The sequence below is a fragment of the Pseudochrobactrum sp. sp1633 genome, assembly GCF_030376605.1.
Taxonomy (GTDB): domain Bacteria; phylum Pseudomonadota; class Alphaproteobacteria; order Rhizobiales; family Rhizobiaceae; genus Pseudochrobactrum.
In genome coordinates this window covers 1-9,884 of the sequence record NZ_JARRAE010000033.1, presented here as the reverse complement: position 1 = coordinate 9,884, position 9,884 = coordinate 1, and the positions used below count along the sequence as shown (strand labels likewise).

Sequence of the window (9,884 nt, the reverse complement as noted above, 5' to 3'; positions counted from 1 at the left end):
GCTTTGCCGAGCCAGTGGTAAGTACCTGTAACGGTGAAGTCTACGTTTTCTGTAACTTTATAACCAACGCCAAGACCGAGGCCGCCAGCAAAGTTTGTCTGGCTTTTAGATGGGAATGAAGCGAAATCGTCTGGATAAAGGTTTTCGCCCTGTTTGGCAGAGGCTTTCAAGAAAGACGCGCCGATTTCACCGAATGCATCTACGTAAAAACGGTCTGTGAGGTCATGGATATAACCTGCGCCTACGAATACGCCATGTGCGCGAACGCGAAGGTCTTGATCGTAGTCATCGCTACTGAAGGTCGCATTTCCGCTATAGTCGTGTTGACCGAAATAACGATACGAACCTTTAACGTAGTAGTTAGGGGCAAGCATATAGCCTACGCTAAATACTGCTGCGACGGAGCTATCTTTTTTATCGGTATCGTTGAGGTGGATGCGGTCGCCGGATACTGCATTTTCAGTAAAAGCTGTGCCAATTGGGTTGATGAAGTGGAGCGCATTTGCATTGGACCATGCACCACCAACGCCTGCATCAATAAACCAACGAGGTGAATCTGTGGTAATAGCCGCTGGTTCAATAACTGGCGCTACGATAGCATCAGCAGCTACAGCCAAAGTGGTGGAAATTGAAAGTGTGGTTGCCGCGATGACTAAGATTTTCATGTTTATCCCTGTAAGTCATATTGTTCGTAGTTTATGTGATTTAGTTATTTTGTGGTTAATTAATAGTTAATTTTTGCATTTGTATTTATAATTTTAGTTGTGTTGTTTAAATGGCGCATGTAATTTTGAATAAATTAAATTTATCTAATTTAATTATTGTGAAATTATTGTTTTTCGGCGACATGAACATTGATCATGTTCTGATTGGCCATCATTCCCATGCCCATTGCGGCGCCTGCTGGTTTAAAGCCTTTTGATACAAGCCAATTGTAATGCCAGTTGTTGTACACAAACATGAACACAATGCTGGCTAAGCCGAAAGTGCATAGAACAGCAAGTAGGACGACTAAGAAGCCAATGAAGTGACCGCGAAACAATGCGGGTAATGGGCCAAAGAATAGGCAGGTCCAAGATACTCCTTTAAAGCCGACTGCTGTCCTATGGGTAACTGGTTCTATCATTTGAATTGGGTATGCCATCGAAGCGACCTCTGTTTTTCGACCTTAGCCGTATTGTGTATGTTTCTGACGGGTTGCAGCTGATTGACCCGATACGTTTGATCGCTTCGTTCCGCACTTCATTTGCCCCCGACATCGTTATTTGAACCTAGTGAATTCATTAACGTGTGTTCAAGTTTAATATGTGCCCAGCAGTCCGTCGATTGTCAAGCCGTCTATACTGTTTATCGTTCTATGAACGCAAGACAGATTATTGGTTGGAATTTACGGAAACTTCGTGTGGCTAAGGGCTTCTCTCAGGAGCGGCTAGCCTTGGAGTCAAATGTTGACAGGTCATATGTTGGAAGAGTTGAGCGGGGCACGGAGAATGTCACGATTTCGACGCTGGAAGCATTAGCTGATGCGCTGCAAGTGACAGTCAGTGAGCTTTTTGAAGTTCCCGACAAGGATGCTTTGCCACCACAGCCAATGAAGGCGGGGCGAAAATATAAATAATTGGAAATGTGCTATGCTATGTGGCCTAGCTTGCAGACTAAGCGCGCAATAGACTCAATTCAAAGCTCTGGTCTGTAAGTCTTGCTTTATTATGAAGTACAGACCGCCTCCCACAATCGATACGACGATGATTATCGCCAGAGTGATGTAAACACTCGTATTCTTTAATGCGAAGGCCATGGCAAATGGCGCTATGGCAGATAGAACTAATCTCGCAGACATTAGTTTTCCCTGCATCGCACCATATCCGGCGCTTCCAAATAAATATAACGGGAGGGAGCCGCTTATAATGCTGAACAGACCCTTCCCGAAACCAAACAGGCAGGCGAATAATATCGCCGCAGGGATATAAGGTGCGCCGATCATCAATATCATAATGGATAAGGCAATGAACGAGGCTGCGATGATGGCTAGCTTCACAGGGGATAGAGTTTTCCCTGCTACCATATTGATCAGGCGGCTGGCGACTTGCGATGGCCCGAACACCGCACCGATGAAGGCTGCTGACTTTGCCAGTCCCATTACGGCCAGTAGCGGGATCATATGGACAAGGATTGCAGAGGATATCAGTGCCTGCAGGGAAAATGCTGTTAGCAGTACCAAGAAGCCTTTACGTCTTGATGCCAAAGGCAGTGTGCCAGCTATAGAAGGTATTGCTTTGCCGTCATTCTTACGTTGATCATGAGTTGTTTTACTGGTGCGTGTCAGGGAATAATGCAGCGGCAGGCATATCACCAGATGGAGACCGGCAAAGACCAGATAGATTTGCTGCCATGTCAGCCATTGCAGAAGCAGTGAAGTGAGGGGCCAGAAGATGGTGGATGCAAAACCGGCTATCAATGTCAGATAGACAATGCTGCGCTGTGCAACCACTGGTTTGATCTGCACAAGCAGTGCAAAGGCTGCGCCGTATTGTACAAGATTGGCTGCAATCTCCACGATTGTAAGCGTTACAATGAACGCCAGCGAATTGGGGGATACTGCGCAAAGGATGAGAGCAAGGGCTGCAAACGCAGAGCCGACTGTCATAATTTGCGCGGCACCTACGCGATCAATGAGTTTGCCCAGCCAAGGTGCCAGCACACCACCTGCTAGCAGGGCTATAGACAATATCCCATAAACCCATTCCGTTGTTGCCTGAAAGCCATGCGCAATGGACGGAGCCAGCACACTGAATGAATAGTAGAGTGTGCCGTAGCTAATGATTTGTGTGAGGCCAAGGCTCAGGATTGCATAAACAGGAAGGCGCTGGTTGGTCATATGGATTTCAACGAAACACGGGTTTCTAGTTTCTCTGCGGCTTCTTTCCGTTCACTGTAACGGTCGGTCAGGTGGTCAGAAATGCCCCGTGTCAGGATGGTGAACTTGATAAGTTCTTCCATGACATCAACAACCCTTTCATAAAATGAAGAGGACTTCATACGTCCGGCTTCATCAAACTCCTGCCACGCTTTGGCGACTGATGATTGGTTGGGTATGGTAATCATGCGCATCCATCGACCTAGCACGCGCATTTGGTTCAAAGCGTTGAAAGACTGGGAGCCGCCGGAAACCTGCATCAGCGCCAGTGTGCGACCTTGCGTCGGGCGTACGGAGCCGCCCGCTAAAGGTATCCAGTCAATTTGTGATTTCATGACCGCACTCATTGCGCCGTGGCGTTCAGGGCTGGTCCAGACTTGCCCTTCTGACCACACCATTACTTCCCGCAACTCCTGAACCTTACTGTGATCAGCAGTGCTGTCATCTGGCAATGGCAGGCCATCAGCATGATATATTCGTGTTTCTGCACCCATAAATTCCAGCAGGCGCTGTGCTTCAAGCGTTAAGAAGCGGCTGTAAGAACGTTCTCTCAGCGACCCGTATAGAAGCAGGATACGAGGCTTATGTGTCAGTAAAGGTGCTTGGAGCTTATCGTAATCGGGTATGCGAAACGCCTGAAGGTCAAGATTGGGCAGTGTCACGATTATCTGTCCTTCCGCTCATACTTTATCTTTTCACCGTCTTCTTTGATGAAGCTGGCGACCGGATTTTCCAGAAGATCAAGAACACGTTCTGACGGGCGACAAAGGGCTGTGCCATGAGGTGTGGCCACAACCGGTCTGTTCATAAGGATCGGATGCTGTACGATGAAATCCAGTAACTGATCGACTGACCATTTCGTATTGGATAAATCGAGTTCAGCAAAAGGCGTGCCTTTTTCCCGCAGCAAATCCCGCACGGAAGTTTTCATGGCAGCAACAAGTTCTGACAACTGTTCTTTGGATGGCGGTGTTTGCAGATACTCAATGATAACAGGCTCTTCACTGCTGGCGCGGATCATGGCGAGTGTGTTGCGTGAAGTTCCGCATTTAGGGTTGTGATAGATTGTAACGGACATCAGATATCACCTGTTTTGGTTTGATTATTGCTTTGTTCGTACCAGCCTTTTGACCGGTTCACGATCCAGACAACTGAGAGCATAACGGGGACTTCGACCAATACGCCGACAACTGTTGCAAGGGCGGCACCGGAACTGAAGCCGAAAAGACTGATTGCTGCGGCTACGGCTAATTCGAAGAAGTTTGATGCGCCGATCATTGCAGACGGGCCTGCAATACAATGTTCTTCGCCGGACATCCGGTTCAGGATATAGGCCAGACCGGAGTTGAAATAGACTTGGATCAGGATCGGTACAGCAAGCATGGCGATGATCAGTGGCTGGGCGATGATCTGTTCCCCCTGAAATCCAAAGAGCAAAACAAGTGTGGCAAGAAGAGCGACTAGCGATAATGGCTGTAATGCCTTCAGCAGCTTGTTTAAGGACTGGCCACCATTCTTGGTGAGCAGACTGCGCCGTATCAGTTGTGCGATGATGACGGGAAAGATGATGTACAAAACCACTGAGAAAATCAGTGTATTCCACGGCACGGTGATCGCAGATAATCCTAAAAGCAGGCCGACAATCGGGGCAAAGGCAATGACCATTATCGCGTCATTCAGTGCCACCTGAGACAGCGTGAAATGGGGTTCGCCCTTAATCAGGTTTGACCAGACAAAGACCATTGCTGTGCATGGTGCTGCAGCAAGAATAATCAGGCCTGCTATGTAAGAGTCGATTTGGTCTTGCGGGAGGTATGGCCGGAACAGCCAACCGATGAACAGCCAGCCTAGCAAGGCCATAGAAAAGGGTTTGACTGCCCAGTTGACAAATAGCGTCACACTGATGCCACGCCAATGCTGCCCGACCTGACGCATCGCTGAGAAGTCGATTTTAAGCAGCATAGGAATGATCATCAACCAGATCAGGACTGCAACAGGTATATTGACCTTAGCAACCTCTGCTGCACCGACCATATGGAAGGCCGCGGGAAACAGATGCCCCAAGGCAATCCCTATAATAATACATAGGGCAACCCAGAGTGTCAGATATCGTTCAAATACAGACATGGCTTTTCCTTGGCTGGTTTTATGCCATGGAGCGCAACCAGCCTTATTCAGATGTGATAATCAGAGAATTTCAGATTGTTATGCAGGGGTATTCAGATTGGATGATCTGGCTGCTCCTTTGGTGTGCAGCAGGGGGTAAGACTCTGGATAAGGGGAGTGCAGAGTTCTTCACTACCGCCACAACAATCCTTGATCATGAAAAGCGTCAGTTCCCGAAATGCATCAAGATCAGCGCGGTAAATGATTGACCGGCTCTGACGTTCCCCTTTGATCAATCCTGCGCGGGACAGCGTGGACAGATGAGCTGACATGGTATTTTGAGGCACATCCAGTACACGTGCCAGTTCACCTGCCGGTAGACCGTTCGGTTCGTGTCTGACCAGTAACCGGAAAGTTTCCAGTCGTGTGGTCTGTGCTAAGGCTGCGAGTGCCGTGATTGCTGCTTCATTTTCCATATATCCAGAATAATGGATATCACTGCGATGTCAATACAAATGATAAATGCTTTTAGGAAGGGTACCGGAGGGAAATGCTGGCATAGTCGAAGGCCATGCCAGCATTGTTTTTAATGAAGTGAATTACTGGCGGCTTGTCGTTCTGCTTTGTCGTGCAGCGCAAACTTGTCGATCATATCTGCGCTTGCACGGTTAAAACCGCGTACTTCAACCTGTGCGCCGGAAGATCGGAGCTTTAAGACGATTTTATCAAGAGCACCAACCGCGGTAATGTCCCACAAATGCGCTCGACTGACATCAATCATGATATGAGCGTGTGCGCTGCTGAAATCGAAAGAATGGATAAAACTCTCGGCTGAAGCGAAGAAAATCTGCCCTTCAACCCTATAGGTGAGTGTGTTTGTGCTCTCGTCGCTTTGTTTGGAAACAGTAAAAAGTTTAGCCACTTTTCCGGCGAAGAATATACCTGATAAAAGTACTCCAACAATGACGCCTTTTGCCAAATCATGCGTTGTTACGACTGTTACAACTGTTGCCAACATGACGACTGAAGAAGGCAGCGGATTGCGTCTCAGATCAAGCACAGAGCGCCAAGAAAATGTTCCGATTGAAACCATAATCATGACTGCAACAAGTGCTGCCATTGGAATGATTTTCACAAGATCGTTAAGCACAACAATCAGGAAAAGAAGAAACGCGCCTGCTACAAATGTTGAGAGTCTGCCGCGTCCGCCGGATGACACATTGATCACGGACTGGCCAATCATAGCACAACCACCCATTCCGCCGATAAGTGCAGAAGCTATATTGCTCGTTCCTTGCCCGTAGCATTCTTGATTTTTATTGCTGGGCGTATCAGTCATGTCATCAACAATTTGAGCTGTCAGCAAAGACTCAAGCAAGCCAACAGCTGCCAGTGTTACGGAATAAGGGAATATGATCTGCAGAGTTTCGAAGGTGAGGGGTACTTGAGGCAACGCGAAAATCGGAAATGCTGAAGGGAGTTCCCCTAAATCACCGACTGTGCGTAACTCCATACCAGTTGACCATGCAATGAGCGTCAGTACGACAATTGCGATTAAAGGGGAGGGGATTGCTTTGGTCAGATAAGGGAAAAGGTAGATTATCCCTAGTCCGGCTGCAATCATCCAGTAGGTTTGTGTCGGAACATCGATCAGTTCCGGTAGCTGCGCAATAAAGATCAAAATGGCCAGTGCATTTACAAAGCCGGTAATGACGGAACGGGAGACAAAACGCATTACCCGCGCCAACTTTAATGCTCCGGAAAGTATCTGAAGAATGCCCATTAAGATTGTGGCTGCGAAAAGATATTGCAGTCCATGTTCTTTAACGAGCGATACCATGACGACAGCTGTGGCCGCTGTAGCTGCTGAAATCATTGCAGGGCGACCACCGGTAAAAGCTGCCACACATGCAATGGCAAATGAGGCATACAAACCCACTTTGGGGTCTACTCCTGCAATAACGGAGAACCCTATTGCTTCAGGAATAAGAGCAAGAGCAACAACGATACCAGATAGTATATCGCCACGAATGTTTGAAAACCACTGATTGCGGTATTCTTTTAATCTTAGCATTGGGAATTTTACACACTGATGCAACGAACCGAAAAATAGGTTTTATAATGTGCGTTGCAGTGTTGTCTGGCGGATAGGCGGCCAGAAGAGCCACTCGGAATTGCACCGAGTCCTTGTTAATGAACCATAAATATCCAATTATACGTAATTTGCAATCGCTTACCAATCAATACCAAGGTGATTTGATGATAATTTATTACCCTGTTTTGAAATGGCTGCGACGGATTGTTTTCTAGTTTTAATAGATTTAATAAATTTTTGATCGAAAGGTAGATACATACAATTGTTAATGTTGTCATACTTTCGATTTGAGTTTTTGTTTAAATAGATTTTATAACCAATGTTATCCATTGTTGTATGATTAGATTCAGCAATCGTAATTTCTCTGACTTTATCAAGCTTATTTACATAGGTATAGTTGTTATTCTTCTCACGTAGAAGATTGTTTAAAATATGCTTCTGGTCATTTCGTATACAAATGAGACCTTGAACATGGTTGAAATCATTAACTATTAATGGGCCTTGGTTGTTTGAATTTTCATAGTCAGGAGCTGCAAAAAGAAACGGCTTTAGATGCTTTCTATTTGTCTTATTCCAGTGTTTACCATTTAAATTTTTACATAAATCGTAATAAAATGGACATACATATTTCTTTAAATCCAACTGAAACCGGTCCCAACGTCCTCTGGGTGAAATAGGTTTAATTGTGAACCAGTAAAGTGTATGGTCGCCATTTTTAATATTTCTATCATTCTCTAACTGGTATAGTTTGTAATTTTCTAGTGTATCTATTGTTAATTTATCATAGGCTTGTCTAAGTTCTTTAGTCATGTTTTTCATTTTATTTGTTGTTTTCCCATGTCTTTTAATACGCGTTGCTCTCAACTGAGATCAAAACGGTGTTCAGATATGGATTGTATCAAGAGCTTCTAGTGACCATGGTCTGCTAAAAGATCGATACAAAAATGTGAGATTAGGCTTGTTGCCAATAGAACGCTTCACAATCTTTGTTTCAGTGTTCTTGAATGCGGATATAGATCGCAGTGACAAGTTGTGCCTCTGTATCTTTATTTATCGATTTGTGTGATTTGCTGTTGGTTGCCTTTGGAAGTTGTGATCAGGCAACGGAACGCTTCAATTAATGAAGACGTATTAAGTTTATGATGCAATAATAAGGTTAGTATGAACTAACGCTAAGATGAACAACGAGCAGCAATGATTATTGGAGACGGGCGTAATCATAGCATGCATTGAATGCACATAAGATATTCTATCAACAATCCAGAGAATATGCGTTGTTCATTCATTCCTATGTATTTATCACATATCAGTACTTTTTAAGGTATCTGCATGCAAAATACCAGAGATTATAATCTCTGTTGTTCATGGAATAAATTGTTCGCTTTGCTGTATGTTGCCTTTTGAATTAATATACAGGCAACAGTTGCTGAAAAGGTTTCAGCTACGATGAATCATTTATAGCCTAATAGATGAATTTTGTCAAATGTACCAGATATTTATGGTGCGTTGATTGATGCTGGGGAACTGTGCTTAGTCTCATCATATCATCATATCATCATATCATCATATCATCATACCTTCACTCTGAAGGTAGCTTAATCACATTCACACAATTAGTTTTTTGGCATTCAGATGGTCCCGCAGAATATATTTTTAAAGCTATAGATTTTCGCCCCTCCGTATGACCAACCACCTCTGAAATGATGTTTTCTTGTATGCCTGCTTGCTCTGCCTTAGTAATGAACCAGCGACGGAATGAATGAAAATTTACAAGACTTCTACGTTGTTTTTGCACGTTATCTCGTATGTTTAATTTGTTGCGGTATGCTGCGAAGCGCTTACTGAAAATATCACTAGGATCGCGTTCTTTCGACAATTCGTGAAATAGCCAATCATTTGATTTTTTTCCGCGCTGCCGTCTATGTATTATTTCTAGTAACTGAGGGTGTATTGGTACTGTGCGTTTTGCGGCGCTGGTTTTACCTTGTTGAATATTGAAGTAGTTGTGACCGTTATCGTTAAGGACGCATTCCTCCACCCATAGGGTTATGACCTCTGCAAGTCGCATCCCTGAAAGCGCGGACATCCTCATGGCATCATACAGCTGCGTTTTATATATGTCATTCATACGTGCCGGATATGGTGAGTATAGCAGAATGTGGATTTCTTCATCGGTGAAAGGCCGTTCTTTATGATGAGAGCTTCGTTCTATTCTGCGACCTCTGTCGGGCATGGCTTGTCCTTGCCAAGGGTTTTGTCCGGAAACATGCCCGCGTTTGATTAAATAATCCCAATACAATTTGACACTACCAAGATGCTTTTTCGCAGTCGATTTATGCAGGGAGCTAATATGTTGCGTGTAGTATTGACCAGCGGTCAACCTATCCACTTGGCTCAAGGATAGATGCTTCAATCCTGCCCATTCACCAAACTTTCGGATAAGGTGACTTCTTTCCATCGCTGTTTTGGGGGCTAATTTTGCTTCACATAAATATGCTTCAAGGTGCTGATCGATTTTAATGAGATTGTTTGGCTTGAGATCAGATATGCGTAGTCGTGGTGGGCATGACGAGACAGTTATTGATTTTGTTAGTGGCGAATACCATTCGTTCATTAAAGGGGCGAAGTTTGGGGTTGCAGCTAATAAACCTTCAGAGGCTTCCAGCGTGTCATAAAGAGAAACTATATAATTGAGAGTTTGATCACGTCTCTTACGGGCGATTTGGATGTCGCCAGTTTTAAGATTAATTAAATGCGCAGTTTTAT

General features: G+C 44.9%; 11 protein-coding genes and 1 other annotated feature. Of the genes, 1 reads left to right on the top strand and 10 read right to left on the bottom strand.

Annotated features, from left to right (window positions below; translation table 11 throughout):
- On the bottom strand, positions 1 to 665 hold a 665-nt coding region (locus P8H26_RS17740; protein WP_289634426.1), incomplete at its 3' end, for an outer membrane protein.
- Between the two features lie 164 nt (positions 666 to 829).
- Positions 830 to 1,144 carry a hypothetical protein gene (locus P8H26_RS17735; protein ID WP_289634425.1) on the bottom strand — a complete coding sequence of 105 codons (315 nt, stop codon included), beginning with the start codon at positions 1,142 to 1,144 and terminating at the stop codon, positions 830 to 832.
- Positions 1,145 to 1,357: 213 nt separating this feature from the next.
- On the opposite strand from P8H26_RS17735, the gene P8H26_RS17730 reads away from it, so the two are divergent.
- Positions 1,358 to 1,618: a helix-turn-helix domain-containing protein gene (locus P8H26_RS17730; RefSeq protein WP_022709229.1), complete on the top strand. Its 261-nt coding sequence runs from the start codon at positions 1,358 to 1,360 to the stop codon at positions 1,616 to 1,618.
- A gap of 54 nt (positions 1,619 to 1,672) precedes the next feature.
- Here P8H26_RS17730 and arsK read toward each other — a convergent pair whose 3' ends face one another.
- From arsK to P8H26_RS17690, 8 genes are all read right to left on the bottom strand, one after another.
- Positions 1,673 to 2,878, bottom strand: coding sequence for an arsenite efflux MFS transporter ArsK (gene arsK / locus P8H26_RS17725; RefSeq protein WP_289634424.1), 1,206 nt, complete (start codon positions 2,876 to 2,878; stop codon positions 1,673 to 1,675).
- Positions 2,875 to 3,585: an arsenical resistance protein ArsH gene (gene arsH / locus P8H26_RS17720; protein ID WP_289634427.1), complete on the bottom strand. Its 711-nt coding sequence runs from the start codon at positions 3,583 to 3,585 to the stop codon at positions 2,875 to 2,877. The genes arsK and arsH overlap by 4 nt, the downstream gene beginning before the upstream one ends.
- Positions 3,582 to 3,995, bottom strand: coding sequence for an arsenate reductase (glutaredoxin) (gene arsC / locus P8H26_RS17715; RefSeq protein WP_289634423.1), 414 nt, complete (start codon positions 3,993 to 3,995; stop codon positions 3,582 to 3,584). Before arsC ends, arsH begins: the two co-directional genes overlap by 4 nt.
- Positions 3,995 to 5,044, bottom strand: a complete 1,050-nt coding sequence (gene arsB, locus P8H26_RS17710; RefSeq protein WP_289634422.1) for an ACR3 family arsenite efflux transporter — start codon at positions 5,042 to 5,044, stop codon at positions 3,995 to 3,997. Before arsB ends, arsC begins: the two co-directional genes overlap by 1 nt.
- A 92-nt stretch (positions 5,045 to 5,136) precedes the next feature.
- The gene (locus P8H26_RS17705) at positions 5,137 to 5,499 is read right to left on the bottom strand and encodes a helix-turn-helix transcriptional regulator (RefSeq protein WP_289634421.1); all 363 of its coding nucleotides are present in this window, start codon (positions 5,497 to 5,499) and stop codon (positions 5,137 to 5,139) included.
- Positions 5,500 to 5,609: 110 nt separating this feature from the next.
- Positions 5,610 to 7,097 (bottom strand): SulP family inorganic anion transporter, encoded by a 1,488-nt coding sequence (locus P8H26_RS17700; protein WP_289634420.1) that lies wholly within the window; start codon positions 7,095 to 7,097, stop codon positions 5,610 to 5,612.
- Positions 7,098 to 7,157: 60 nt separating this feature from the next.
- Positions 7,158 to 7,213: a sequence feature (sul1 is cis-regulatory element that is thought to sense ions involved in sulfur or methionine metabolism; They are found in Alphaproteobacteria), on the bottom strand.
- Between the two features lie 43 nt (positions 7,214 to 7,256).
- Entirely contained in the window at positions 7,257 to 7,928 is a 672-nt protein-coding gene (locus P8H26_RS17695; protein WP_289634419.1) for a hypothetical protein, read from the bottom strand.
- Positions 7,929 to 8,697: 769 nt separating this feature from the next.
- Positions 8,698 to 9,884 (bottom strand): tyrosine-type recombinase/integrase (locus P8H26_RS17690; protein WP_289634418.1); only part of this gene is annotated, 1,187 nt, incomplete at its 5' end.